Annotated in this window: 26 protein-coding genes; 6 read left to right on the top strand and 20 right to left on the bottom strand. The window is 36.5% G+C overall.

What is annotated here, in order from left to right; genetic code table 11:
- Positions 1-7: 7 nt before the first annotated feature.
- A complete protein-coding gene (locus PR809_RS02480; protein WP_102140370.1) occupies positions 8-445 on the top strand; it encodes an META domain-containing protein in 438 nt (145 codons plus the stop codon).
- Positions 446-515: 70 nt separating this feature from the next.
- Here PR809_RS02480 and grxB read toward each other — a convergent pair whose 3' ends face one another.
- A complete protein-coding gene (grxB, locus tag PR809_RS02475; RefSeq protein WP_195698664.1) occupies positions 516-1,154 on the bottom strand; it encodes a glutaredoxin 2 in 639 nt (212 codons plus the stop codon).
- A gap of 199 nt (positions 1,155-1,353) precedes the next feature.
- Between grxB and PR809_RS02470 the strand changes: the two genes are divergently transcribed.
- Positions 1,354-1,944 (top strand): DJ-1/PfpI family protein, encoded by a 591-nt coding sequence (locus PR809_RS02470; RefSeq protein WP_166267495.1) that lies wholly within the window; start codon positions 1,354-1,356, stop codon positions 1,942-1,944.
- A gap of 487 nt (positions 1,945-2,431) precedes the next feature.
- Positions 2,432-2,734: a helix-turn-helix domain-containing protein gene (locus PR809_RS02465; protein WP_102140367.1), complete on the top strand. Its 303-nt coding sequence runs from the start codon at positions 2,432-2,434 to the stop codon at positions 2,732-2,734.
- A 101-nt stretch (positions 2,735-2,835) separates the two neighbouring features.
- Here PR809_RS02465 and PR809_RS02460 read toward each other — a convergent pair whose 3' ends face one another.
- From PR809_RS02460 to PR809_RS02410, 11 genes are all read right to left on the bottom strand, one after another.
- The gene (locus PR809_RS02460) at positions 2,836-3,867 is read right to left on the bottom strand and encodes a fimbrial protein (protein ID WP_206277076.1); all 1,032 of its coding nucleotides are present in this window, start codon (positions 3,865-3,867) and stop codon (positions 2,836-2,838) included.
- A complete protein-coding gene (locus PR809_RS02455; RefSeq protein ID WP_206277075.1) occupies positions 3,858-6,338 on the bottom strand; it encodes a fimbria/pilus outer membrane usher protein in 2,481 nt (826 codons plus the stop codon). The genes PR809_RS02460 and PR809_RS02455 overlap by 10 nt, the downstream gene beginning before the upstream one ends.
- 9 nt (positions 6,339-6,347) lie before the next feature.
- Positions 6,348-7,049, bottom strand: coding sequence for a fimbrial biogenesis chaperone (locus PR809_RS02450; protein WP_206277074.1), 702 nt, complete (start codon positions 7,047-7,049; stop codon positions 6,348-6,350).
- Positions 7,050-7,158: 109 nt separating this feature from the next.
- The gene (locus PR809_RS02445; protein WP_195698661.1) at positions 7,159-7,737 is read right to left on the bottom strand and encodes a fimbrial protein; all 579 of its coding nucleotides are present in this window, start codon (positions 7,735-7,737) and stop codon (positions 7,159-7,161) included.
- A 1,602-nt stretch (positions 7,738-9,339) separates the two neighbouring features.
- A complete protein-coding gene (locus PR809_RS02440; RefSeq protein WP_102140651.1) occupies positions 9,340-9,573 on the bottom strand; it encodes a putative hemolysin in 234 nt (77 codons plus the stop codon).
- A gap of 417 nt (positions 9,574-9,990) precedes the next feature.
- Entirely contained in the window at positions 9,991-10,200 is a 210-nt protein-coding gene (locus PR809_RS02435) for a hypothetical protein (RefSeq protein ID WP_102140652.1), read from the bottom strand.
- A 322-nt stretch (positions 10,201-10,522) separates the two neighbouring features.
- Positions 10,523-10,645, bottom strand: coding sequence for a hypothetical protein (locus PR809_RS02430; RefSeq protein ID WP_256372924.1), 123 nt, complete (start codon positions 10,643-10,645; stop codon positions 10,523-10,525).
- Between the two features lie 31 nt (positions 10,646-10,676).
- Positions 10,677-11,120, bottom strand: coding sequence for a YcgN family cysteine cluster protein (locus tag PR809_RS02425; protein ID WP_102140653.1), 444 nt, complete (start codon positions 11,118-11,120; stop codon positions 10,677-10,679).
- Between the two features lie 20 nt (positions 11,121-11,140).
- A complete protein-coding gene (locus PR809_RS02420; protein ID WP_195698659.1) occupies positions 11,141-11,797 on the bottom strand; it encodes a fumarylacetoacetate hydrolase family protein in 657 nt (218 codons plus the stop codon).
- 19 nt (positions 11,798-11,816) lie between these two features.
- Positions 11,817-12,905 carry a lytic murein transglycosylase gene (locus tag PR809_RS02415; protein WP_206276344.1) on the bottom strand — a complete coding sequence of 363 codons (1,089 nt, stop codon included), beginning with the start codon at positions 12,903-12,905 and terminating at the stop codon, positions 11,817-11,819.
- 48 nt (positions 12,906-12,953) lie between these two features.
- On the bottom strand, positions 12,954-13,223 hold the full coding sequence (locus PR809_RS02410; protein WP_102140656.1) for a YcgL domain-containing protein: 270 nt from the start codon (positions 13,221-13,223) through the stop codon (positions 12,954-12,956).
- A 129-nt stretch (positions 13,224-13,352) separates the two neighbouring features.
- On the opposite strand from PR809_RS02410, the gene minC reads away from it, so the two are divergent.
- From minC to minE, 3 genes are read left to right on the top strand one after another with little or no spacing between them, the layout of a single operon-like run.
- Complete coding sequence (minC, locus tag PR809_RS02405; RefSeq protein ID WP_102140657.1) at positions 13,353-14,054, top strand: septum site-determining protein MinC; 702 nt, start codon at positions 13,353-13,355, stop codon at positions 14,052-14,054.
- A 23-nt stretch (positions 14,055-14,077) separates the two neighbouring features.
- Complete coding sequence (gene minD / locus PR809_RS02400; protein WP_125894818.1) at positions 14,078-14,893, top strand: septum site-determining protein MinD; 816 nt, start codon at positions 14,078-14,080, stop codon at positions 14,891-14,893.
- A 3-nt stretch (positions 14,894-14,896) separates the two neighbouring features.
- Positions 14,897-15,181 carry a cell division topological specificity factor MinE gene (minE, locus tag PR809_RS02395; RefSeq protein ID WP_102140659.1) on the top strand — a complete coding sequence of 95 codons (285 nt, stop codon included), beginning with the start codon at positions 14,897-14,899 and terminating at the stop codon, positions 15,179-15,181.
- A gap of 88 nt (positions 15,182-15,269) precedes the next feature.
- Here minE and PR809_RS02390 read toward each other — a convergent pair whose 3' ends face one another.
- From PR809_RS02390 to tsaB, 8 genes are all read right to left on the bottom strand, one after another.
- The gene (locus tag PR809_RS02390) at positions 15,270-16,034 is read right to left on the bottom strand and encodes a TonB family protein (protein ID WP_206276343.1); all 765 of its coding nucleotides are present in this window, start codon (positions 16,032-16,034) and stop codon (positions 15,270-15,272) included.
- Positions 16,035-16,101: 67 nt separating this feature from the next.
- A complete protein-coding gene (locus tag PR809_RS02385; protein WP_272524436.1) occupies positions 16,102-19,113 on the bottom strand; it encodes a TonB-dependent receptor domain-containing protein in 3,012 nt (1,003 codons plus the stop codon).
- A gap of 18 nt (positions 19,114-19,131) precedes the next feature.
- Positions 19,132-20,544: a surface lipoprotein assembly modifier gene (locus PR809_RS02380; protein WP_206276341.1), complete on the bottom strand. Its 1,413-nt coding sequence runs from the start codon at positions 20,542-20,544 to the stop codon at positions 19,132-19,134.
- Positions 20,545-20,631: 87 nt separating this feature from the next.
- Positions 20,632-21,375 (bottom strand): Slam-dependent surface lipoprotein, encoded by a 744-nt coding sequence (locus PR809_RS02375; protein ID WP_206276340.1) that lies wholly within the window; start codon positions 21,373-21,375, stop codon positions 20,632-20,634.
- A gap of 430 nt (positions 21,376-21,805) precedes the next feature.
- Positions 21,806-22,927 carry a ribonuclease D gene (gene rnd, locus PR809_RS02370; RefSeq protein WP_166265404.1) on the bottom strand — a complete coding sequence of 374 codons (1,122 nt, stop codon included), beginning with the start codon at positions 22,925-22,927 and terminating at the stop codon, positions 21,806-21,808.
- A gap of 85 nt (positions 22,928-23,012) precedes the next feature.
- The gene (gene fadD, locus PR809_RS02365; RefSeq protein ID WP_166265050.1) at positions 23,013-24,701 is read right to left on the bottom strand and encodes a long-chain-fatty-acid--CoA ligase FadD; all 1,689 of its coding nucleotides are present in this window, start codon (positions 24,699-24,701) and stop codon (positions 23,013-23,015) included.
- 429 nt (positions 24,702-25,130) lie between these two features.
- Entirely contained in the window at positions 25,131-25,733 is a 603-nt protein-coding gene (locus tag PR809_RS02360) for a Slp family lipoprotein (RefSeq protein WP_102140665.1), read from the bottom strand.
- 252 nt (positions 25,734-25,985) lie between these two features.
- The gene (gene tsaB, locus PR809_RS02355) at positions 25,986-26,684 is read right to left on the bottom strand and encodes a tRNA (adenosine(37)-N6)-threonylcarbamoyltransferase complex dimerization subunit type 1 TsaB (protein WP_102140286.1); all 699 of its coding nucleotides are present in this window, start codon (positions 26,682-26,684) and stop codon (positions 25,986-25,988) included.
- Positions 26,685-26,758: the final 74 nt, after the last annotated feature.

The raw sequence follows: 26,758 nt of genomic DNA, 5'->3' as shown, positions 1-26,758 counted from the left end.
TGGGATTATGAAACGCCTAATTCCACTTACTATTTTGGGTTTATTGCTAGCAGCATGCCAAACTCATCAAGTCAATGCGCGTAATGATGACCAAGCACTTGAAAATAAATTGATGCACCACCGTTTTATTTTAACTGAAGTAAATGGTAAGACGATTAACAGTAAACAGACCGCCCCTTTCCTTGCTTTTGGCGAAAAAATGTTTGTTTCTGCATCAATGTGTAATGATTTCAACGGATTTGGCAATATCAAAAACGCAAAAATTACCGTAAAAAATTTAAGTAGGACTGAACTCGAATGCGTTGATGAAGATTTATCCAAATGGGATTCAATGATAAATCGAGCACTGTCTGAAGGTGCGATAATTTCATTGAAAAACAACAAACTAGTGTTAACTCAAGGCCATTACAAGTTAGTATATACACTACGCGACTACGTCAATTAACGAATACAACCCGCCTCTTTTAGAGGCGGTAAACGTTTGCCAAAAAACACTAAACTGGCAGCTAGATAGACTATTTAGCCTTATCAAATAACAAATTAATATTCGAAGATTTTGCAATTCGTTCCATATAGTTGCGAATGTTTGTGCTAAATGCTAAGTGCTCAACTATGCTCAAACTACGTAAAGTTGGAAAAATAATAAAATCATTAATATCAATGACCTCCCCCCGTGTTTCTAGCCACGCATCTAATAACGACAGTTGGGGCTCTAATTCAACTAGCAGCGTATGCGTTTCTTTTTTAAGCTCGTTTAAATCACCATAAGATTTTGATGTTCTAGCGATATATGCAGCTCTGGCTTCTGCTGTACTAATTTCAGGGAAATCAGTTTGTGTAAAACGTGGTGTCACAAGCTTATATACCACAGCAGAAACCGCTTTAGACCAAGCCTCTATTTCAGGGGTTATGTTTCCTCCTGCATATTTAGGTTCATTAATGCTATCTACATAATGCACAATATCTAAGCTTTCAGGTAAATAACTCCCATCATCTTTTTGTAGAATAGGCAGCATTTTCCGACCAATCATTTTTGTCGGTGTTTCGATGTCATCATCGAATAACACAATTTGCTCTACCGCTAACTTTTTTAAACCAAAAATCATTCTTGCTCTGACACAAAATGGGCAGTGATCATAAATATATAATTTCATTGTTAACCTCGCTAGTTTGGTATTAAAAGCCCAATAGGTTTTATACAGTATACTTCAGTGCCCATATTTATGCTTTATCACGCTTATGAAATTTTGTTTATCACTAAGTAATATAAGTATATTAGAGTGCACAAAATCCCAATCATAAAATATATAACGTGGCACAATATACTCAACAATGACAACATCTGAGAAAAATATGTCGCTAAACTCTATCGCAATTATCCTTTTTGATAATTTTGAAACCCTTGATGTCATGGGGCCTGTTGAAGTATTTGGTAGCTTAAAAGATTGCCAAATTGTATTTATCTCACCTTCAGGAGAGCCCATGCGCAGTTCTCAGGGAGTTACACTTAATACCTTACCTATTCAGACCCCTTGCTATCAATGTATTTTGATACCTGGAGGGCAAGGTACTCGCTCATTATCGAAAAATGATCAGTATATTCAGTGGCTAAAAAAACAAGCCGAGTTTGCAGAGACTGTCATTTCCGTTTGTACTGGCTCCGCACTTCTTGCTCAAACGTCTCTTTTAAATGGCTTTAAAGCTACGACAAATAAGCTATCTTATCAGTGGGTAACTTCTCTTAATAACCAAGTGTTATGGCAACCGAAAGCTAGATGGGTTCATGATAATAAGTTTTATACTTCATCAGGCATTAGTGCAGGTATTGATATGTCATTACAGATTATTTGCGATTTTTATGACCAAAGTATTGCAAGTAATATCGCACTTAAAATGGAATACATATGGAATCAAAATGCTAAACATGATCCATTCTCTAAGTAATCATTTAAGATGATTTAAGATTGTATTTAATATCAATTAAATTGGTATATGATTAATATTATTGATCTGTACCTTTATTTTTAAAAAACGATTATTTAGATTAAATCAGCCAAAACAAAAAATTAACATTTTAAAACGATATATTAACTTTATCACTATAACACCAGCATTATAACAAAAACCGTAACCAAATGATTTTAAATAAAAATTTCAGAAAGATTGAGAGGCAGAAATAAAATATTAAAAATTAAATTTAAAGACCTCACCGTGGGGAATAATAAATATAGATATTTTTACTTATGTAATTATAATAACCACATCATAAATAATGTTATTATACTGCAAATGAACAAGTTATAAATAGAGATTCTCATCACAATTATGTTCATAAAAACTTTTAAATTCATTTGTTTTTTAATATACTATCGAGCGTAATTTAAATTAAGTGCATTAAATAATAATCTTTCCTATAAATTGAGGATGTCATATGGACATTCATACTATAATTGGTATTAAAATAAAAAACCGGAGAAAAGAACTCGGTCTATCAGGCGCTAATTTAGCTGAGAAATTAAATTTAAGCCAACAACAAATATCACGTTATGAAAATGGTATTAACAAAATTCCAATTAATCATTTAGTTGATATCGCTGAAGCATTAAATTGCCCGATTGAATGGTTTTTTCAAGGTTATACAAGCGGACTAAAAATTGAAAAAAATGATGAATTTGAACAATCAAATAAAGAGCGACAGTATACTGCAGAAAGCATAATCGTTGATTTAAAATGATTTTCCTATAATAATTACGTATTATCATTTTGAATGACAGAATAAAGGTTGAGTCTAAATATGAAATCAACCTTTATTATTGAATAAGATATTTTTAATAATTAATCATATGTAATATCAAAGCGCATTTGAGCATAAACCTCTCCCGGTGTAGTTCTATCTTCATATTGAAAATAACGAGCAGTAAGTTCTATATCGATATCTTTAGTATCATTATTATTTAATGATGCTACATGATATGGGCGGCCAAAATTGATTGGGCTTTTATCTTTTCGCTGTATAACTTGAACACCAATTCCTTTTGCTGGGCTATATGTGCTTTGGTTTGCTAAAACACCATTGACTTGAGTACCCGTTGCTTTAATTCCGCTAAAAGTCACATCAATATTAGTTTTTCCTGTAAAACTAGTACCACCACTACATTTCAATTTTATTGTAAAATCTTTTTCACCTGCAGGCTGGTCTCGCGCTGTTAATTGAACTCGTTTTATAGGGTCTAACATTACATTTTGATTTTCACCACTTGTCACTTGGCAGGATGGCGAAACGATAGTAATAGCATTTGCATCTAAATAACTAACTAAGATTGGACTGTTATTAGGTTTATATCCATAAGTAGTATAGATACCACTTGCGAGTGTTCCGGTTCCTGTATATTTAGCCGTTTTTATTATACTTAACGTAAAAGTAGAATCATTTAATGACATTGGGGTACTATAATATCCCACATCTATAGGAAAAGTACTTGGGTAAGTCATAGAATGCTGCCGACCCGATGAGCGGTGGAATTTTAAACCAATACCTTCAACATTCGTTTGATACACTTTTCCACCAATATCACGTAGGTCAGGCATCACGACTTCAGCCTCAATATTCACCTTTCCACGGCACCAGAGGTAAGTTTGATTGGTATTCATTGTATAATCTTGCGTTTTAATTACACTACCAACCGGGAGGTTAGGATCAACAACTATTTTTCCTAGCCTCATATCTACTCTATATGCAGGCTGGTTCGTTCTTTCGCAACTATTCCTATTGATACGTTCTGTCCACCAATTGTTTGCAGATACTCCATTTGCGGTAAATAGTAACCCTACCCCAATATACCAAAACCATTGATTTTTTATTGACATAGAACTTCCTTACTATTTCCTGCAGCTAATGAGAATGTACATTGACCTTTATCCCACGTAATAATGGCATTAGTTGCAATTTCACTGCTAATGAACACCATACCACCTTGCCCAACAATACCGATTGACTCACCTTTTTGGTCTGTCACATTAGCGCCAAATGGTAGAGGTTTGTTATTAGGCCTTTTAACGTTATAAATCACATTTTTTTCAATCTTAGTACCAAATTTAACCTTAACAACACTACCTTCATAAGGAACTATTTGTGATGACATATTTTCAAAAATAATATCTTCGGAACTGCCTTTCGGGTCAATTTCGATTTTATTAGTGCGATAAGCCCTTACATAAGGCGCAATAGCGTAACCATGACTATCAATTGTCGTCCCCATCGCCCCTACCACTGATGCACCTTCTGCGCCTTTCGCCTCAATCAATGCAATTGTGGTTGCATTATTCGGCGTTAGCGTTATTCCACCAGAGTGCAAAACTAATGACCCATTTGCGCCTACACCATATTGGCGATAACCTTCACCTTGGCTGTAATTCGCATTTGTATTGGCTGACGATGTACGGTAACTAGTATTAAGACCGATATTTTTCGCACCACCATTTGCAACTGAGGTATTGATACCGTATGTCCAATTGTTATCACGGTCAAACGTACCACTGGTTCCTATTTGGCTACTTCCGAACTTTTCATTATTAAATGTAGTATTTGACGTTAAGGTAGATACCTGATTCTCTCCCCAATAAAGAGGAATACTCAAGTTCACACCGATCCTGTCATCTTTTTTATCATGACTATTTTGTGTATACACCCTCATAAATGACAAACCATATGAAAGGCGATTGATGCTATTGTTGTAACTTAGTTGGTATTGTTTTTCTGTTCCTGACTTATCCCAATAACTTGAAATACGCCCCATGAAATAAATTCCACCATAACCTTCAGGTAAATTTTGGTTAATAGTGTAACTGAAACCATTTTTTTCACGCCCTAATGTATCGACAACGCCACGTTTATCGTTATCAATGGCATAAAGTGCATTATTAATATTGTAATAATCTTTCGTAGAATATCGATATGCTGCTAACACAAGGTTTGTGTCTGTTTCAGTGAATAACTTATTAAATGTAAAACGATAACTTTGCCCATAATCTGTACGATGATTAAATACAATACGAGATTGCGTTACATCAATTGCAACCGCACCAATCCCAGTATTAATACCGCTTCCTAACAAATAAGCTTGGTAATCATCAAAAGCAGTGACCCCACCATAAAGAGTAAATGTATTATTAATCCCATGCTGAAGAGTCGCTTGCATAACAAAAGGACGATTTCTTAAATTTTCAGAATCAGATTTACCACCCGCTATTTGGTAACGCGTAAACCCTGGACGTAATAATTGTGCTAACGAAGAATATGGCACACTAAAATTAGTCTCACTACCATCAGCCTCTTTTACTGTAACATTCAAATCATTACCATAGCCGGATGGATAAACATCATTCAAACTAAATGGCCCAGGAGACACGGTTGTTTGATAAATAATATTGCCATTTTGCCGAATCGTCACTAAGGCATTACTTTGAGCGATCCCTCGAATTTCGGGCGCATAAGTTGTCATCCCATCTGGATACATATTGTCATCAGTTGTTAGCTTTACACCTCTCAAGCCAAAACTATCAAATAGGTTACCATCCGTATAAAACTGCCCAACCGTCGCTTTTGATTTTAATGCAGCAATGGGTCGCTGAAGATAGGTTTGATTACTGTTCCAGTCCGACCCCGCAGAGCGCTGCCAACTCAAATTTCCTATATGTTTCAGTAGCCAACCATCATAGCTCAAGCCAGCATTAACGCCTAAATAAGCGCTAGAGCTGTCTGAGCCTTGGTTTCCACTGATATGGCTATCATAGTAATTAGCCATATAACCAATATTTAACGCAGGAATTCCTGTTTCCCAAAATTGGGGAGAGACATAACCACGAGAAATTTTTTGTTCATATATTTGCGGTACAGAAATATCTAAACGAAGTGTCGACGTATGAAATATATCTTTAACTTCTTTGTCACTGTTCCACTCATCCAATGGCAGGCAAGTGTCACTGTTTTTATCAATTGATGGATTAAATTTTTCAGTATCAATACCTAAGTTTGAAAGTAACTCTGGGGTGTAACAAACCCCTAATTGTTTATTTTTTTGTTCTTCAAAATTAAGTTCGTAACGCCCTTTCCAATCATTATTCGTGTATACATCAACTGAATACTTTCCTGGGCTAATCCCTGTGGCATTAAAGCGATCTAAGTCAACATTGTCTTTACTTCCCATGATAAAGCCACTGTTGAATTCATAGGTTTCTTCTTCCGCTGATGCATAGAATATGGGAACAATCCATGACGTAATAAAGCAGACTACAGAGAGTGTATTGCTATATTTATTGTTTAACTCTCGCTGTTTCATTATATATTCCTATTTTGCAGTTAGAGTCACCGCAACATCTGAACCATAGTCATTAATATTGTTAACAACAACCTTACTACCTGACTTAATTGCCTGCTTTAATTCAACTAATGTCTGATTTTTGGGTTCTATCAAAACAGTCTTATCTGTGAGGCCTACTTTCCCATCGGTGGATATTTTTGTAACCGTAATATAAAAAGGTGTTGGATTTTCAATAACAATATTCTTACCATTTGTTTTGATAACTAACTGTTCAGGTGCTAATTCTCGGCTACCTAGCCCAACAGGTCGGTAGAAGAACTTAAAACGAGAGCGAATTGCTAGTTGTAAAACATTCTGCATTTCTCCATCTTTGCCTTTTACGGTAGGCGGAATATCGAGAATATTGAGCCACCATAAGCTTTCCCTATCTTGAGGAATTTGCCCTTTATCCATCAACTTTATGCGTAAATTTTGACCACCCTTTGCTTCTACTCGAGAAACAGGAGGGGTAATTTGAAATGGGGTTTTTATCGTATCAGGTGTTTCTGATGCATTACCTGTATCAAGCCAAGCTTGAGCAACCGCTGGACGTGCTGCCGTATTTGAAAGTTGTACTGTGATCTCTTTCTCATCTCCAGGGTAAATAAACCTCGTACCATTAACAATTATATTGTTAGCAAACGAATTAATACTGAAGATAAAGCAACATGCTAATACGATAGCTTTCATTTAAACCTCAAAACATAAAAGCGGCAGTGTTCTACCGCTTATTGCAATAATATCGATTAGTGTTTCACTACAACGTTAATAACACTAATTTAAAACAACCAACCTATTCTTATTGGTAAGTGATTTCGTAAGTTGCGTAGCTTTTTACTTCACCCGCAGTAACTTCTGTTGGTTTATCGGTGATATAACCTACGTAATATTGGAAACGTGAACCTTGGTCAATTTGAGTAATAAGCTCAGATGGCTGTTGTTTGTCACCACCTGGTACGATGAATTTTTTAGCGTCATCAGCCGATAAAACAAATTGGATATTCTTCGCACCAGTAGAATCGGTATTCGCTAAATAGCCTAATTTTTCGCTACCACTTAATAAGTTACCACCAGTCCACACCACACCGATCGTTTTAGCATTGCCACCAACTGATGTTGCAGAACAGTTAGTCACATCAATTGCAAATGTTTTTGGTTTTAATAATGTACCTTTACCACCTGCTTGAACTTCTTCTAATGAAATTGGTGCTAAGTATACGCTTGCATCGCTACCTTGACCGTCAACAGAAACAGTACAAGAAACATCAGTTACTTTACCGTTAAAGTTAACTTGGCCACCGCCAACTTTATTTGCTGCGTTAGCTGTTGATAAGCCGATGATTGTTGTAGCAACCGCAGTCAGTAGTACTTTCTTCATTTTCATTTCCTAATATGAGATTTTTATTCTTACATTTAAACGAACTTATTAAGCTTTCATTTTGGTAAATAAGGAAAATAGATGTTCTACCGTATATTGAATACAGTTAGTTATTTATGTTTCATTTTTAAACCATTTATTTAATGCAAGTAAATGTCTTTCTTAATTAGTCCTATTTAGAATTTATAATCATATGCTCTATATGATTTCGAAGAGAGGATACATAATAACTTAAGTTTTATTAAATCGTTTTTTCCATCACTTATTTATTTTTTGATAGGTATAAGCTATCAAAAGCAATCTATTGATTGGGTTGCTTGATGTTTAGATTTAACTAACTTACTCGCGCTAAGATTAATATTTAGATTTTAATGTATTGAAATTGGCCATTGCATAACATTAAAAACTAACAAAATAGAAATTACAGATTATTAGAAATAACAAAAATCATTATATTTATATTGAATATATAATTTCATTCATACTTTGATACTTTTTGTTGCAGAATGACCATGAAATTCATCAATTACTGAACATCAACTCAAGAGACTAACATTAATTAAATTAATGATTCATTCTTAATAAGAGTATGACATATCTAAAAATGACAAATATTGAATTCCGAATTATTATGCTTGAATATCAAAATAACACAGCAAGAGTGTATATATGCTCTTTTGTATTAACAGTCAGCTTTGGTTGTTATTAAAATTTTAAAATATGCTTTTTAACGAGGTAAATATCTATTTTAATCAAAATTTCAAAATAAATGAAACGGACGAAATAAATCTGATAGAAGAATTAGTGATAAAATCGCAATATAATTCTTTACTCATTCAACTTGATATTGAAGTGAAAACTGAAATATCAAATTATTTAGTTGAGCCTATGTTAAAAAAAATTATCATTATTTTTGATATAGAATAAGAAAACTTGATTAACTGTACAAACTATAAACTGCGTTACGTCAATTTTCTCTTTTTATAACCATATGAAATCAATGATATTTTCTTAAAACGAACACTTTATAAAAAGGTGATCTACATTACAAATTTTGACATTAGGAATATTCCTAAATCACTCATTCCGTGTGTTAAAGTGTGATCTAATACAAAAAGTCATCAATAAAAGATGCTTTTTCCTTCTGCTATTTTTCTACTATCAGGCAGTTTAGCGTCTTTTTAGTGAATCAATCGTTCTAATAAGCCCACTTTATTTAGCAATCACATAACATAAGGTAGCTGTTTCTGTTTTCGTACTACAAATTACCGATTATGTGACATTAAAGGATAAAAATATTTTATATCAATAATTTACCATAAAAACACGATGACTCCCTTACCAAATCCATATGAGGCCATCAAAATATCGCAAAAAAGCCTTATGATGTGTCTACTAAGTATTTTACATGTATATAAACATAGTTATCTCGTTGATCAAACTATGAAAACACACTTAACACTGGCAGTTATACTGGATAATAGTAATATCGGCTAATTTCGAGAAATGATTAATATAGAATAGAAAAATTATTAGAGGGGAACTACAGCAAAAATCTCACAAAATATTTCTGCTGATGGCAGTTAAGAGGTGAAAGATTGACTAGTGTTTGTTCTGGCGGTATAGAGCCCATTCTTCTACTCTTTCACCTGATGGTAAAATACAGTACCCTACTTGCCCATCCGCTGTATTTTCAATTTCTACTGTCCCCCCAATTTGCTCACAATATACTGATGCAGGATTTGCTATGCCTACACTCTTTGACTCCATTTCAGTTTCATTGGAAACACATCCAGAAATAATAGCCAAACCAGCTAACACAAGTATTTTTTTCATAAGAAATATTCTCTAGGTTAAATTAAAATATTTATTTATTATAACTGAGTGAAACTAATATAAACTCAATTTTATTCGAAAATAAAACAATATCGCATTAAGTGTTCAATATTATATCAGCAACGGCTAATAAATTACTTTAGCCTAAAATTCTTTATCATTAGCAGCTATTTATTACTTCAACACCCTAAAAAATATGATTTATTTCATTACTTGTTACTGCTTGTCTTAGTTTTATCTGGTTTAGCATACTGGAGCTTGTCCGCATTATTACCTAGAGCTTTTGCTATCAGCTACTTTATTTATTTTTAAGAGTAATTATTGGTGTTCTGCTTATATCTATCAATATCTGGATTATATTAACCATATTAGCTAACGTATTATGCCCATCCGTCTATTGGCAAGACATCCCCCATTTTACTTGCGTCGTTTATTGTCAAATAGGACAATTAGAACGCCAAAAAATGCGACTAACAAACTACCAATGATATAATTCTGTCTATCAAATGCCAGTCCTGTATCTTTCACACTCTCCCCATATACAATAGGAATGCTGACATCCATATTGTAAGAAATAATTGCAGTAACGAGACCAATAATTGTGAGCACCACCCCAAATGTTTTCATTTCTATCCCCTTATGTCGCTTTTACCAAAACAGATTAGCCAAGTATTTTGAGAAAAGCAAAATGAGAAGTCACAAATTATAATATTTTCTTAAATGAAAACTTTGCAGCTTAGCCTATAACGCGTAAGAATTAGTGGGTGGACAGTTTTAAAGATAGATTTTCATATACTCAAACTTTATGTCAGGAACGATAATATTAGAGGGTTAACATCGAGTATTTATTAGAAATAATTCTTATTATTAATAACGCAAATAACCACACCCAGTCTGAGTGTGATTATTATTACTATTTACTTTCGTATAAAACAGCATGATACCGCGATTAAAATGTATAGACCATCATCAATGCAGCTTGGCTAAATTTTTCAAAAAAAGAGAATATTGCAGGCAAAATGGCAATATTTAAAATGGCAAATAAGCCTACTGTTGGCAAAGATATTTCCATAATGATTTACTGTATATTTGAGATATTACTACTAGCCTCTTCCTATCATGGGTCTATTCATTATATGTTCCTCCCAATCCACCACGTCAATTTCTCTAACAGCAATATGACGAACAGACACACCTTCATTATGCATTGCCGCTTTAGATCCTGTTTTTAATGGGTGCCAGGCAGGAAGCGATTTTCCTTCTAATAACAAACGGTAAGCGCAAGTACTTGGCAACCATTCAAATGTTTCTAAGTTATAACGGTTAAGCTTTATGCAATCCGCTTCATAGCTGAAGCGGTCTTCATAATGCTTACACTGGCAAGTTTTTAAATTTAGCTGATTACAGGCGACATTAGTAAAATAGATTTCATCTGTATCTTCATCCATTAATTTGTGCAAGCAGCATTGCCCGCAACCATCACAGAGAGATTCCCATTCTTCATCTGTCATCTCATCTAAAGTTTTAACTTGCCAGAACTGCGACATAATACTTATTAATCCTATACTTAAATAACCCGTGTAGTCAGCGAGTGATCATTAATTGATAATTTTAGCATATCACCAGAAGCTAATGGGCCAACACCTTCAGGTGTTCCCGTTAAGATGACATCCCCTGCTCGTAATGTGAAAAAGCGGGACATATAGCTAATCAGCGGTAAAATTGGTGTGATCATATCACGCGTCGAGCCCTCTTGGCGAACTTCACCATTAATTTCCAGTGAAAGCTGAACATTTTGTAAGTCATTCGGGCTACTAACAGGAATAAAACCGGAAATTGGGCATGAACCATCAAATGATTTGCTTTTTTCCCATGGCTGACCTGCTTTTTTAAATTTAGCTTGCAAATCACGTAAGGTTAAATCCAATGCAACTGCATAACCTGCAATAGAGCGTGATACGCGGTCTTCATCTGCATTTTTTAATGGCATACCAATTAAAATCGCCATCTCAACTTCATGATGCACAGCACCAAAATCTTTTGGAATAACAATTGATTGAGTAATATCACACAAAGCAGTCTCTGGTTTAATAAAAATAACGGGTTCTTCTGGTGTCGCAGACCCCATCTCTTTTATATGCTTTGCGTAATTACTACCAACACAAACAACTTTATTTGCAGGGAAATCAAGTAACGCACCTTGCCAGTCACGATGTTGATACATAATAGTACTCCTATTATCGTTATTGTATTTTATTAGCGATACCATCTGCCATCATGCATACACTCAATGCAAAATAATATGAGCGGTTCCAATGCATAATGGTACGGAAATTTTCAGTCACTAAAAATGCTCTACCTTCAGGATCATCAGGGATAACCACCCAGGTTTTTACGTCTGAAGATAATTGAGCAAATGCAGGTAATGTAACGCCTAACTCTTGCCATTCACGAACAGATTTCCCTTGTTCCGCTTTTACGCCTTCCAACGTTTTATTAAAACCTGTGGGTAAATTAACTTGGTAGCCCCATGGTAATTGAGCTTGCCAACCTTCTGTTGATAAATAATTAGCAATAGATGCAAACACATCTGATTTATTATTCCAGATGTCCATTTTACCATCACCATCGCCATCTGCTGCGTAAGACAAATAAGAGGTTGGCATAAATTGGCTTTGGCCCATGGCACCAGCCCATGAACCTTTGAGCTGTTGATCTTCTGGAATATAACCTTTGTCCATTATCTCAAGTGCAGCTAATAATTGCTTGCTAAAAAGCGCTTCTCTACGGCCTTCAAATGAAAGTGTTGCAAGTGCAGAAACAACATCTTCTTTACCTTGCGAGCGCCCAAAACCACTTTCTAATCCCCATAACGAAACAATGAACTGAGGTGGGACGCCATATTTATCACTGATAGCATCTAGAGTGGATTTATTTTCTAAATATTTGTTATAGCCAGCATTGATACGCGATTGTGGGAGTACATTTTTTAGATAGCTTGCTAACGTAACCGTCGCCCTTTTCTCTGGTTGGCCTTTATCTGCTTTCACAACACGCTCAATAAAATGAATATTAGCAAAAGCGCGTTCAATGGTGGCAGGTTTAATTCCCTGAGCAATAGCATGTTCTTTCAGTAATTCCACATAAGCAGGAAATTGTGATGGTTCACGTTGTTCAATAGGGAATGCTTTATCTAAAGCAGCGACTTCTTGGGCTATAGCCGCATTTTGTTCTGCGGTAATCGGGTGAGTAACAACTGATTCATTCCGTGTTGCAGAACAACTTGTTAAAAATAAGCCAGCGACTAATGTATATAATAACGTTGGTTTCATTCGTCTCCTCCAGACTATCTTTGCTTTTCAGGATTTTCTTAATTTGCTTTAGTTATTCAGTTCTTTATGTTCTGAAAGCAAATCCTCCACCGGAGGTGGGAATTGTAAGTAATAACCAACTTCTAAGAGGTCTAATTTAACCTTTGCCAAGTCAGCATTGGCGAGCCTTTCACGCTTATCTAATGAGATAAGCATGGCAAATTGAGGTGTTCCAAATTGAGCTAATAATTCATCAGGAACACGTGAAAAATCATCTTTCTTCTCAATATAAAGATAAGTTTGGTCACGCTTAGGGCTTCTATAAATTGCACAAATCATTATATTTAACTCTTTTTCTTAGTTCATTAGCTTGCTTGAAGTATATAGTAACTATAACATGCTATTGTTTTACAGAATATCTTCACCCGAGGATTGTTTCGGAAATTTTAATTTGCTGAGTCTGGATAGATGCCACAATCGCCAATAGAACTTAAAGGCAGCAGTTTTACTCTTTCAGTTATTCACTTATACAGTGAAGAGCCTAAACTCATCAAAAAAGCGCTGCAAGATAAAGTAAATCAGGCTCCTGATTTCTTTAAAAATGCCCCTGTCGTGATTAACATTGCTGAATTATCCCCAAATGCCGATTTACAGAGTATTCATAAATCTGTTATTTCTGCGGGATTACGTATTGTAGGGATCAGTGGATGTACTGACCCACAGATACGGCAAAAAGCAAACGATGCGGGTTTACCGATATTAAATGAAGGTAAAAGTCAAAAGCCTGTTGAAATTCAGCCTGAACCTCAGACTGCTACAGTTCAAACTGAACCTTTATATCGTAAAACTCGCATTATCAATACTCCTGTTCGTTCTGGGCAACGTATTTATGCACCAAATAGTGATCTGATCGTCACAAGCAATGTTAGTGCAGGTGCAGAACTGTTAGCAGATGGTAATATCCATATTTATGGCGTGATGCGAGGCCGTGCTTTAGCTGGAGCCTCTGGTGATATTGAAAGTCAGATTTATTGTACTCATTTGCAAGCTGAGCTGGTCTCAATTGCCGGTGAATATTGGCTGAGCGATCAAATCCCTGCTGAATTTCTCGCCAAAGCAGCTAAACTTTGTTTAGTTGATAATAAACTTAACATCGAATATTTAAATTAGACCTTATTTACAAGGAATTATTCATGGCACGCATAATTGTAGTGACTTCAGGTAAAGGTGGCGTTGGTAAAACCACTTCAAGCGCGGCCATAGCTACTGGCCTGGCACAAAAAGGGAACAAAACGGTAGTGATCGATTTTGATATCGGCCTACGTAACCTTGACCTTATCATGGGGTGTGAACGTCGAGTAGTCTATGACTTCGTAAACGTTATTCAAGGTGATGCAACCCTTAATCAGGCTTTAATCAAAGATAAGCGCACCGAAAATTTATTCATTTTACCTGCTTCACAAACACGCGATAAAGACGCGTTAACTCGCGAAGGCGTTGGCAAAATTCTTGACGAATTGAGTGATGACCTTGGTTTCGATTTTATTGTTTGTGATTCCCCTGCGGGTATTGAAAGTGGTGCCTTAATGGCACTCTATTTTGCTGATGAAGCCATTATTACTACCAATCCAGAAGTTTCTTCCGTTCGTGACTCTGACCGTATTTTAGGTATTTTAGCGTCAAAATCACGTCGCGCAGAAAAAGGCGATACGCCAATTAAAGAACACTTATTATTGACACGCTATAACCCTGGACGTGTAACTCGTGGCGATATGCTAAGCATGGAAGATGTCCTCGAGATCCTCTGTATTCCTTTGATTGGCGTTATTCCTGAAGACCAATCTGTACTGCGCTCTTCTAACCAAGGTGAGCCGGTCATTTTAGATACAGAATCTGATGCAGGCCAAGCCTATGATGATTGTGTTGCGCGTATTTTAGGTGAAGATCGCCCTATCCGTTTCATTGAAGAAGAGAAAAAAGGTTTCTTAAAACGCCTATTTGGGGGGTAAATAATGGCTTTATTGGATTTCTTTCTGTCGAGAAAAAAAACGACAGCGAATATCGCAAAAGAGCGATTACAAATCATCGTCGCTGAACGTCGCCGTGGTGATAGTGAGCCCCCATATCTTGCTGATATGAAACGCGATATTTTGCAGGTTATCTGTAAATATGTGCAAATTGACCCTGAAATGTTGTCATTGCAATTTGAACAAAAAGACGATGATATTTCTGTTTTGGAATTAAATGTCACACTTCCTGAAGGTGATGAAATTAAAACCACGACAGTAGAAAAATAATTCGCAAAGAAGCCGCTATACATTATGGCGGCTTGCTTTTTTACTATGTAATTTGCCCTGATTAGCCAGAAGTTATGTTTTAATCCTTTTATAGCTTAAATTTAATTTCCAACGTGTGCTGTTTTCTTAGACCTTCCGGTGGCACTCCAACAGAGCGGCTCTTTAGTGTTGCAGCTAATGCGGCTTCGTCCAGTTGAACATGCATAGAAGACTTTTCAATACTCACCTTTGTGATCTCCCCCAATGGCGTAAGCGTAAAATTCACCAGAACCGTTCCTTGAACATTGGTATTTCTCGCTTTTCTTGGGTAACGTTTATGTCGTTCAATTTCACTACGTAGTTTATCAATATAACTTTGGTAGTTTGAATCTGTTGCGTTTCCTACCGAGGTCGTCCTTTGTGCTCCCGCTTGGCCTGCTGCATAAGATTGGCTATCGTTTTTACCTACACGCTGTTCTTGTTTTACATCATCACTTTTTTGTTTCTGTTCTTTCTGCTTAATCACTTTTTTATTTGGTTGTTTTTGTTCTTTTTTCTCGATAATTTTTTTTTGTTTTTCTGACGCTTTATTTTCATCACTATGTATATTTTTCTTATTAGCAACTTTAATTACAGCATTTTCATTTTGTTGTGACTCTGCAAGTAAGCCTCCCACTAGCTTATTATTTAATGTGACGTCATTTGTTTGTTTTTCAATTACATTTTGTGTCAATGCAACAGAGACGATAGCCGCATATATTGGCGTGTAAATTTGTGCAGAGCGTGTTTTCTCTATATTTAAACAATAAAAAACGATGCCAAAATGAAATAATAAAGAAACCATCACAGCAAAATTAAAACGTAAAGTAATCATTTTAATATCCCTAATAGCCCCCTCACCAATACATAAATGCAACAGTATCAGCGAAGGGGGATCCTTTTTAGAAACGACTGGTGATATTGAAACGCACAGTCCTACCCGGTGCAGGCATCATACTGCGGGTTAATGGGTCTATATAATATTCATCAAATAAATTGGTGGCTAATAATTCAAATGCTAGGTCTTTATTAAACTGATAATTAACATAAGCATCAGCGGTAAAAACAGCATTCCAACTCATCGGGTCATTGTTTAATGGCGCATACTGGTACGGGTATTTATCCATCATTTCCGCTTCATCTTCATTTTTTGCTTTGCTGTGATAACGCAAACGACTCCCCACTTCTAAACGTTCATCTAAGAAACGCAGACCAAGGTTGGCATGGATGCTGTACTTAGGCTGCAGTTGAGTACGCAAATAGCCACCAGGGAACCCTGCTGTTGTACACTCTGAGCCACCAAATTTGTTATAGGGGTCCATTACCATCAGTGAAACTTCATCACAAACCTCATTTTTCAAGCGGTAATCCACACCTAAGTCACCGAATACCCAGCCATTATCATAACGCGCCAACAGTTCCAAACCGGCCGTATTATGTTTATCAACCTGCGTAAAGACTAATCTGTCGTTCCTATCAAATGCGTTTGTGACAACCGTGTTATAGTAGTTTATGCGTAAATCAGCATGGTTTTCTGCTGCGACGAGACCTTGGAAATTACGCACATATCCCAGTTCTATCGTATGGCTGCGTTCTGGCAAATAAACCGGTGGTGTGTAATTCGGCTCTCTTCCCCCCGAAAAACCAATAGTGTCTTCAAAGATACTTGGCATCCTAACGGTTTCTAAATAACGCCCAAATATTCGATCGTTCTCTGTTAAGTAAATTGTTGCCCCTAATGCCGGAGCCCAAGCTGATTCTTCATTTCTTTTCGGCGATTTAAATTTTTGTTTATTGGAATATTTCACTTCATCATACCCGTTATTAGTAATATCTGCTTTTCGGTATTTTTTTGCTTTTAAGCCTGTTACGGGGTCAATTATTTCTTCTTTTAAATCAATCTCGCCGTTATAGAATGGATTATTTTTTCGTATAAACCGGTTATTTTCATCCACCTTCCATTTTACTATATTGTTTCTTTCTGTAATTCTAAACTCTGAATTTTTTCTATTTACATCCATTCGATAACGAGCATACATTAATGAATCTGCTTTCATATTTAGTGCTTTTTCGATAAAAATTCGCCTTTCATAAGGTCTTTCTGCTGTATCTTTAAATGTCTTCCCTTTATCATCAACATACTCTTGTATGACTTGGTACTCTTTCTCACTTAATACACGAGAGAGTCGAAAATTTCTCGCCGTTATATGGCTATAAGGTGCATAATTTATATCTTTAGCCGCAATGCGTCTCTCTTTTAATAAATCCCTTGACCAGTAGCTAATATATTGAGCCCCTGCATTCAGACTTAACCAATCAGTAGGCTGCCAATCAAAGCGAATAGTCCCATTATATTCCCGACGTTTACCTTCCCTAGGGATAGCTCGGAACATGTTACCCTTTGGGCTAGAATCCGAATTAAAGATATCTTCACGGCTACCAATGGTTTCATCAATTAAGCTCCCCATTAACGTTACTTTAAATTCAGGTGTAATTTGAAATTTATTAGATAATGAAACACCATAGCGATCGTTTAGTTGGTTTAATTTAATCCCATCAACTAAGGTGCCATTGATAGCAGGATTTTTAGCTACATTTTTATCTCGACCAAATTCATAATTCCAATCCCTTTCCATTGGTTCCCTAGGTTGGCCACCTGCGGTATTTGAATTTAAATCCGTTTTTGTCAACCAATAGCCTAATCGAAAGTCAATCCAACCAATGGACTCAGGTTTGAACGAATAATTGGCGTAAAAAGTATTTAGCGCCAAGTTAGCTAAAGGCCATTGTGGAATTTTTCCCTCTAAATCATGATACCGAATTTGCGATGGCATGATTTCGCCATAATGACTTGATGTATGCATATAACCAAGGGATAAGTCCTGTGAATTAGGTAGCATCACGTTTAATTTAGCCAACAATGTCGACATTTCATTTGATGTATTCGCCACCTCTTTGTTTGGCCCATAAATCCTAGCAACGAAGGGCATATATGGGTCTATCGCTTTATTTGGGCTATTAGGGTCATAAGTAATGATGTCGTCATAAAATTTACCCGCCCCTCGGCGCCCAGCAAAATAATTACCTTGGTTGCGATAGCTGTATGCCAGCATCAAATCAAACTTTTCTTGCCGTGTCCCAATGGCAATACGCGCTGCGTTATCTTGCAGATTAAAGAAATTAGCGTTACCTTTACTGCGAGGATCAACAAGCATTTCGTGATCTTTAAAATAAATCCCACGAAATTTCTGCATGTCTAACGTATTCAATAGCCGCTTATCATCACGGTAATCTATACCGTGGCTTAATTGATTAACCCTCGGTTTTGTCGAGTTACTCGATGTTTCTAATTTAATATCAAAACCAAACTTGCTGTATTTATCCACAACGTCATCAATGCCTAGCGTTGTTATGGCAACTCCACCGCCTGTCGATGTACGCACATTGCGGTCTAGCGTTGCACTTTTCATTACCTTAATGCTACTAATCATATTCGGGTCGATATAGTTACGATTATTCGCGCCATTATAACCACGCCAAACAGTGATAGCTTGCTCTGTACCATCTACAGTCACCGGGACACGCCCTTGCCCCTGTATCCCTCGTACATTGGGGTCTATTGCCCCGCTATTACGGGCGTCACCACTATATACCCCTACTGCATGATTAATGGTGTCTGCAGGGTTAGTGCCTTTATAACGATCAATTTCTTCTTTACTAATATAAATATTTGATTCGTCTTTATCATATTGGTCATCCGCCCCTTTTCTATCACGCTCTTTGATAGTTGTTGCTTTATCATTAACTACAATAGAGCCAATATTTGCACTTTGTTGTCCATAGACTAAATTTGCAATACTACCAATAGATAACCCTGTCGCGATATTAATGGCTATCACTGTTTTGATTTTCATTATCTGTTCCGGTGAAAATTAAAATTTCTTGGTGAAATTGACACCGACTTCACTTTGCTTAAAAGAATAAATAATATCTGCCGAACTCTTATTCACTTGGCTATTAAAATAAATAGAAGGCGTAAAAGTTAATATCTTATTTTTATCAAAAGTTAATTGGCTATTTAAATACCCATTATGATCTTTTCTTTTTACATTCAAAAATGCATCAAACCGTTCAAAGTTTGTTTGCTTATAACCTATTGCAATAAGTAGGTCACACAGTTCGGTTACTTTTAAAAAACCAGCTCTAACCCCATATTGTACATAGCTATCACTATCGTATTGCTTTTTCCTGTTGGCTCCATAAAAACTGCCAAAAACCATTAATCGAGGGTTTATTAAATAGGTACCAGTAACTGAATAAACCCATTTATCGCCGTTATTAAAACTATACTTATAAGGGTAAGTTTTATTTTTATATTCAATATTACCTAACAAGGTTACCCGATGATTTAACGTGTATTCTGTCGTTATTTTTCCTCCTAGGCTTAAATTATAGTATTGGTTATCATGCCATTTAGCCTCAAGGGTGGGCTGTATATGGAACGTTGTATCCGCGTTATCAAATTGATACTCCCCTGTAACATATATATTTGTTTTTCTAACCGCGACTGTTTTCATTGGCTCTACCCCAACCATACCTAATGAGAGTACCGTTGAGTGGTTTCCTACTAGAGGAAAACGCTTTGATAATTTAGTATAATAATGCCACTTTCCACCAGCGATAGACTGGTTACTACTATTCATACATTTACGACGAAAACAGTACATCTCACGGCTATTTGATGCTTCATTTAAATTAAAATCATAACTTGAGCCTAGCTTAATTGTACCTTGCCAATGATTTTTATTTTCTAAATCTATTATTTTATTTTTAATAAATTCAGTTAATCGAATTGATATTCTTCCTTTATATTTTATTTTGATATTTTGATATTTTGATAATGCTGATTCATAATGCTTAACATAGATTAGTGCTTGTGCAAACTTTAACTCAACCAACAACATATTAGGCTTGTGAATCAAAATCTCATTATATAGGCTAATTGCTAAATCATACTGCTTATTTAACATTGCCTTCTCAGATTGAATGTATTTAACCAATTCTTTATCGTGGTCTTTGTGGTTAACGTAATTACCAATAATTCCATTTATTTTATCGAAATCTTTTTTCTGAATGAGATCATAAAGAATAAAACCAAGTTCGTCGATGTTTTTTTCACTATATTTAACATTATTTATTTCTGATTGAAGTTTTTCGTTACTATAATCTTTTAAATTACCGATAACGCCTCCTTTTAGCTCTTGAGCTGACAATACCGAAGGAAGAGAAAAAAATAATAATAAACTCAAATATATTAAATCTGTTTTTTTATTAAAAATTAACATGATTAGGCTACCATTTTAATGACAAAAATAAAAAAGTAGACAAAATCACTTTTGCCTACTTTTTTTAGCTTATTATATGTTCAGTAATTATTCGTCTTTCTGGCCACCAAATGCCGTGTCTAACTCACGGTTATTCTCATAAGAGATAATACCCGCCACTTGTTCTGCATTATCCCCAAAGAGTTGCCCCATACTATCACCTTGGTGTATTCCATTGGCAATGGCAGTACCGCTAAATTTACCGTCTTCTTTAATATCCCCCGCCATGGAGTGGCTATTCGTTCCTTCTAATGAACCTGTATATGATTTATCTGTAAAATCAGCATTAAACCACCCCGTCTGTTTTGCTTCACCTGCAAACTGGTTAATACCCGCTATAGTATAAGTCGCTTGGCCACTGGTTGGCACTTCTGTCGTTGCATTTTCACCGGAGAAATAAACCGTGTGCATTGCGTCATCGGCTTCCCCAGTTTGTGACCAATCACCGAAATATACCTCAGCATCTGCAACCTGGCTAAATTGGAACTTACCCATTCCGCCGTGCGGGCTACCGCCACTTTCCAAAACATAAACATTGTCTGGCTTTTGCGTGACTAAGTTTTTTAAACCTGAAAATGAAATCGTTTTCCCATCTCTCATAAAGCGAGAACCGATACCCGGTGCACCAATACTACCGCCGTGTGGCCCCATGGTTGATTGGGTTTTATCAACAATAATATTTGTTTCATTATCTACGTAACTTAAGCTTTGCGCTGATTCCGTTTCTGCCATAACACCAACAGAGAATATAGAGAAAGATACTGCGACTGTAATTAGTGATAATTTTTTCATTTATTCACCCTCTTAAATAGAAGTTTGAATTAGGTTGGTTTATTAAAGGAACACATTAAATAAAAGATTACTCTTTCCTTTAATGCTCGAGATTCAGTATATAAAAATAATTTTCATTTACAAATGTAAGAAATATAATTCAACCTTTCATTATTAAAGCATTAAAATAAAATAACTTTTTATTTTTTAATTGGTTAATTAAAAACCCTGGAATAAGTGGTTTTATTTATTACTTTTTACATTAATAATTGATTTGATTTTTAAGACTAATTACAGTTTTTAATTAAAAAAACAAATAAACATATTTAAAAACAAATAAGATATATGTTTTTATAAGTTTATTGAATGAATAATGGAGATAAAGATAAAGATAAATAGACTCAGGTATTTAAATTAGGTACAAGAAGCACTCTTCTTGTACCTGAATGCATTATACGTTCGCTAATAACTTTGCGATGGGTTCTGCAAGTAACCGCCCTCTCCAGCCCACCAACAGCTCAGGAGGTGTAGCCGAAGACTTTAATCCCCAATGAATAGACAGTAATTGGTTAATTTGCCGCCTAGAGGCCAATAGCTCTGCATTAAACTTTTCGTTTTCAGCAATATCTTTGACTACTGTTTTAATTTCTTTAAATACGCTTTTGTATTGGCTCTGTTCAGTAATATTCGACACAGGAGCTGGGTATTGGCTCTCATCGAGTTGTTTAGCTTGTTCGACAATTGATAATAAGCGCTTACCATGGCAACGAATTTCTTGCCCCGTTAAACCAAGCGCATCGAGTTCACCGAGCGAACCCGGTAAATAACGGGCGACCTTCCACAGGTGCTCTTCTTTTACCACAAAATTAACCGCCATATCGCGGGCTTTTGCTTGATTTAAACGCCATTGGGCTAATAATTGCAAACAGGCGAGCTGCTCATCACGTAGCTGCCATGCATTATGAATATTCATGTAGGCTTTTTCAGGCTTTAACGCTTTTTGCCGGCGGGCCACAACACGTTGGCACTCATCTTTAGCATCTTCCAAATAGCCCGCTTCAGTCACTTTTTCCATCAGAATTTCAGCTAATGGTAGTAAATACAGCACATCAGCAGCAGCATAATCACATTGTTTTTCACTCAGTGGGCGCGCAAGCCAGTCTGTCCGTGATTCACTTTTATCTAGTTCAATGCCTAAATGCTCAGCAACCAATGACGCAAAGCCACAAGAAATTGGATAACCTAAAAATGCCGCTACAATTTGTGTATCGATCATCGGCTCAGGAACACAATCAAAATCATGCATGAACACTTCAAGGTCTTCACTCCCTGCATGTAAAAATTTAAGTTGCGCAGAGTTCGTCAGAAGTGCTTTGAACGGGCTAAAATCCGTCATTAATAATGGATCAATTAACGAAACTTGTTTTCCATCATATAGTTGTAGCAAACCTAGTTGTGGGTAATATGTTCGGGTACGAACAAACTCGGTATCCAAAGCGAGCCATGGTGCATTACTCGCCTCTTGGCATACTTGGGCTAATTCGCTATCTGTAGTTACTAAACGATAATTCAAAACAAGTTTCTCTTTTTTTATTTTCATCACAATGACGCCGGCTAAAACCGGCGTCATCTATTCATAGTTTAAGACTAAACCACAATCATACTTGTGATTTTTCTCTTTGCAATTTTTCTTCATCACGTAGGTCTTTACGCAGAATTTTACCCACATTAGATTTTGGTAATTCATCACGAAATTCAAATATCTTAGGGACTTTATACGCGGTTAATGAACGACGGCAAAAGGTTTTTAGCTCATCACCCGTTAAATTCGCATTTTTCGTTACAACGAAAACTTTAACCGCTTCGCCGGTACTTTCACTTGGTACGCCAATTGCAGCACACTCTATAACATCAGGATGTGCAGAAATAACATCCTCGATTTCATTAGGATAGACGTTAAAACCCGAAACGATAATCATATCTTTTTTACGATCAACAATGCGGATATACCCTTCGCTATCTATTTCAGCGATATCCCCCGTTGCTAACCAACCATCCACTATCGTATCAGCGGTGGAATCAGGCCGGTTCCAATAGCCTTTCATGACTTGAGGACCTTTTACCCACATTTCACCTGGCTCACCAATAGCAACTTCATTGCCTTCATCATCAAGAAATTTAACATCTGTTGACGGAACAGGTAAACCAATACTTCCACTATAACTGGTTAAATTATAAGGATTACCGGTTACTAGTGGGGCACATTCTGTTAAACCATATCCTTCGAGTAAATGTTTTCCTGTGAGCTTTTGCCATTTTTCTGCAACTGCTTTTTGAACAGGCATGCCGCCACCAACTGAAAGGCGTAAACGTGAAAAATCCAGTTTTTTAAACTCTTCATTGTGCAGCCATGCATTAAATAAGGTATTAACCCCCGTAATTGATGTAATGGGATAACGTCCTAATTGTTTTACGGTATCGGGCACATCTCTAGGGTTGGTAATCAATAAGTTAACGCCCCCTACAGTGATAAACAGTAAGCAGTTTACTGTCAATGCAAAAACGTGATACAACGGTAACGCAGTGACAACAAATTCAGCGCCAAATTTCAATACAGGCCCGTAAGCTGCCCTTGCCTGCTCAATGTTTGCTAGCATGTTGCGATGAGTTAACATCGCTCCTTTAGCAACCCCCGTCGTTCCACCCGTATATTGCAAAAAGGCCAAGTCATCGCCAGTAATATTAGGTTTAATATATTGCATACGATAGCCATAATGCATGGCACGGCGAAAGGAGATCGCATCGGGTAAATTATATTTAGGGACTAAGCGTTTTACATATTTGACGACAAAATCAACAATTGTAGCTTTAGGGCGTGAAAGCTGGTCACCCATCCGAGTTAAAATGACGTGTTTCACTTTGGTATTGAAAACAATTTTTTCCAATGTATGCGCAAAATTCGACACAATGACAATTGCTGTTGCACCGCTATCATTTAATTGATGCTCTAATTCTCTTGGGGTATAAAGTGGGTTAACGTTTACGACAACCATACCTGCACGTAATATCCCAAACAAGGCTATCGGATATTGTAATAGGTTTGGCATCATTAACGCGACACGATCCCCTTTTTTAAGGCCAAGTCCATTTTGTAAGTAGGCAGCAAAAGCGCGGCTTCTCTCTTCAAGTTTCCGATAAGTCATCACTGCGCCCATGTTAATGAATGCAGGTTGGTCGGCAAATTGAGAGACCGCATTTTCAAGTAACTCTGCTAGAGAAGCGAAGCTATCAGGATTGATTTCTTCCGGCACATCAGCAGGGTAATTTTTTAGCCAGATTTTTTCCAAAATGTTACTCCTGAATTTAGTGAAGTTATTATACTCAACATCTCTTTTAACAAATTATTAACTCAGCGTACCAGTTTGAAAAACAGACAATGTCAAGGTTGAGAGGTCTATCACTAAATAAATTTTGTTCCTTCAAGAAAAAACTAGGCGGACTAAGCCGCCTAGTTTGTCTTAAATTAGTTAAACAGATGTAAATCTGTACAAGATTGCGCAATTATACATGATGTTACGTGATTTTTGGAGTGGTTATCTAGCCACTTAAGAAGGGATTTAGCCTATTACGTTAACCGAAGTCACTTTTATTGGAGTTATATTTTAATTAATGTTTCTATTGCGTACTTTTATCTATTAACGCTTATTTGGATATTCTTTTTTGTGCTAGCAAAAAGGCCCTGCTATAAGCAGGGCCTTTAAACAGATACGGGAGTGTTATTCTGTTAAATAAGTTTGTACGGGTACTGGTCCCCCAGGGTAACCGTATCCATAACCATAACCCCATGGGTGATTATAAAAATATGGGTCTCCGTAATAACCATAACCCCACGGGCCAGATGGTGGGATCATAACACTTTGAGCAACATTCCAGCGTTGGAAACCAGTAACATCTAACGTGACGTACTTATAAGGAACTTGCCCTACTTTCCCTTGCTGCTCACCCGTGATTTTCCCCACTACAGTGATATAACGATTAGTAAAATCACTTGGTTCACGGAAGCCATTTAGATAAGCATAAATACGCCCAATAGAAGGCGCATTAAGTTCTGGCGCTGCATCATATTTATTTAATGCCATCACCGCAATTTCTAAACGTGTTCTTGCAGCTTCATTTTCAACGGCAAGGACTTTTCCACCAAAACGCGCCTCCTGACCAATATACATTTCAGGGGCATTTTGTACAGATGTTAAGTTATCTGTTGGGTTTTGAACCGAACCTTGAATTGAAGCTGGTATAGAAACACACCCTGTTAGTGCTAATACGCTTGCAACAAAAAGGCCTTTAAGTGCATTACGGCAGTTTAATTCAATATTCATAGACCACCTCCGATTAGCTATATTATAAATTCAGGTAATACAGTTTTAAATAGCATTTAGCAAACAAAAACACGATATGTTAAAAGTCGCCATAATAGTTCTATTACTGCCTAATAATACCCTAAATTATTAAATGATTCGATTTGTATTTTTTATAATCAATATTTGATTTGTTTTATGTTTAATATAAAAAATTGGCTATATCACAAGCACAAGATATAGCCAATTGGACATCAATTAACTTCCTGTATCTTATTCACGACCAGGCAATTTTTTCCATGTAACTTCATTACGTAAGTAAGTCGGTTCGACATTTTCAACGGCAACCACTTTTCCCTGTTGCCATAATTGAGCTGCAATGGGTAACATATCTTGCGCATCAGGCAGCGTTATATGGCTGTTAGCTAATGTAGCTGATGCATTCAATAATGAAGGATAAGCTTCCCACCCTGTGCCTGCATAACCCCAACGCCCTGAAAGTTTAGCAAATTTACTTTCAAAATCATCGGGAAGTAAAACGGCTTCAGTGTCTTCACCTAACCATTGACCTTCAGCTGTTCGCTGATATTGGGCACAATAGATTTCTGACATCCGTGCATCTATAGCCACTAATACCTGTTCATGGCCCTCAATACGAAAGGCGCCTTCTGCAAGTGTCATTAAAGAGGAAATGCCGATCATAGGCAAATTAGCCCCTAATGCTAGCCCTTGTGCGATCCCAACACCAATACGAACACCCGTGAAACTGCCAGGACCACGCCCAAAAGCCAATGCATCTAACTGGCTCAACCCCATTCCTGCTTCTGCAAGAACGTCCTCAACCATTGGTAAAATTTTTTGCGTGTGCTCGCGAGGAGAAATAGCAAAACGCGAAATAATGTCACCATCACACCAAAGCGCGACTGAACAGGCTTCTGTTGCTGTATCAACAGCAAGAATACGACTCGACATGCCTAAACTCCGGCAAATTAATAGTTTTTGATTAAAAGATGCCGTTTATATTAGCACAAACGGCTGTAGGAATA

This window comes from Providencia sp. PROV201, assembly GCF_028479545.1.
GTDB lineage: Bacteria > Pseudomonadota > Gammaproteobacteria > Enterobacterales > Enterobacteriaceae > Providencia > Providencia huaxiensis.
Note: the sequence above shows the minus strand (reverse complement) of the source record. Positions and strands in the feature narration are given on the sequence as shown.

Coding starts and splice junctions, on each gene's coding strand:
- PR809_RS02470 (WP_166267495.1), top strand. CDS start 1,354: ATGTCGCTAAACTCTATCGCAATTATCCTTTTTGATAATTTTGAAACC.
- PR809_RS02435 (WP_102140652.1), bottom strand. CDS start 10,200: ATGAAAACATTTGGGGTGGTGCTCACAATTATTGGTCTCGTTACTGCA.
- PR809_RS02455 (WP_206277075.1), bottom strand. CDS start 6,338: ATGAAACAGCGAGAGTTAAACAATAAATATAGCAATACACTCTCTGTA.
- PR809_RS02450 (WP_206277074.1), bottom strand. CDS start 7,049: ATGAAAGCTATCGTATTAGCATGTTGCTTTATCTTCAGTATTAATTCG.
- minE (WP_102140659.1), top strand. CDS start 14,897: ATGGCTTTATTGGATTTCTTTCTGTCGAGAAAAAAAACGACAGCGAAT.
- PR809_RS02390 (WP_206276343.1), bottom strand. CDS start 16,034: ATGATTACTTTACGTTTTAATTTTGCTGTGATGGTTTCTTTATTATTT.
- PR809_RS02420 (WP_195698659.1), bottom strand. CDS start 11,797: ATGTATCAACATCGTGACTGGCAAGGTGCGTTACTTGATTTCCCTGCA.
- PR809_RS02445 (WP_195698661.1), bottom strand. CDS start 7,737: ATGAAGAAAGTACTACTGACTGCGGTTGCTACAACAATCATCGGCTTA.
- PR809_RS02385 (WP_272524436.1), bottom strand. CDS start 19,113: ATGAAAATCAAAACAGTGATAGCCATTAATATCGCGACAGGGTTATCT.
- PR809_RS02480 (WP_102140370.1), top strand. CDS start 8: ATGAAACGCCTAATTCCACTTACTATTTTGGGTTTATTGCTAGCAGCA.
- PR809_RS02430 (WP_256372924.1), bottom strand. CDS start 10,645: ATGGAAATATCTTTGCCAACAGTAGGCTTATTTGCCATTTTAAATATT.
- grxB (WP_195698664.1), bottom strand. CDS start 1,154: ATGAAATTATATATTTATGATCACTGCCCATTTTGTGTCAGAGCAAGA.
- PR809_RS02360 (WP_102140665.1), bottom strand. CDS start 25,733: ATGAATATTGAATTAAACTGCCGTAATGCACTTAAAGGCCTTTTTGTT.
- minC (WP_102140657.1), top strand. CDS start 13,353: ATGCCACAATCGCCAATAGAACTTAAAGGCAGCAGTTTTACTCTTTCA.
- PR809_RS02410 (WP_102140656.1), bottom strand. CDS start 13,223: ATGATTTGTGCAATTTATAGAAGCCCTAAGCGTGACCAAACTTATCTT.
- PR809_RS02465 (WP_102140367.1), top strand. CDS start 2,432: ATGGACATTCATACTATAATTGGTATTAAAATAAAAAACCGGAGAAAA.
- PR809_RS02460 (WP_206277076.1), bottom strand. CDS start 3,867: ATGTCAATAAAAAATCAATGGTTTTGGTATATTGGGGTAGGGTTACTA.
- tsaB (WP_102140286.1), bottom strand. CDS start 26,684: ATGTCGAGTCGTATTCTTGCTGTTGATACAGCAACAGAAGCCTGTTCA.
- minD (WP_125894818.1), top strand. CDS start 14,078: ATGGCACGCATAATTGTAGTGACTTCAGGTAAAGGTGGCGTTGGTAAA.
- PR809_RS02415 (WP_206276344.1), bottom strand. CDS start 12,905: ATGAAACCAACGTTATTATATACATTAGTCGCTGGCTTATTTTTAACA.
- PR809_RS02380 (WP_206276341.1), bottom strand. CDS start 20,544: ATGTTAATTTTTAATAAAAAAACAGATTTAATATATTTGAGTTTATTA.
- PR809_RS02440 (WP_102140651.1), bottom strand. CDS start 9,573: ATGAAAAAAATACTTGTGTTAGCTGGTTTGGCTATTATTTCTGGATGT.
- PR809_RS02375 (WP_206276340.1), bottom strand. CDS start 21,375: ATGAAAAAATTATCACTAATTACAGTCGCAGTATCTTTCTCTATATTC.
- PR809_RS02425 (WP_102140653.1), bottom strand. CDS start 11,120: ATGTCGCAGTTCTGGCAAGTTAAAACTTTAGATGAGATGACAGATGAA.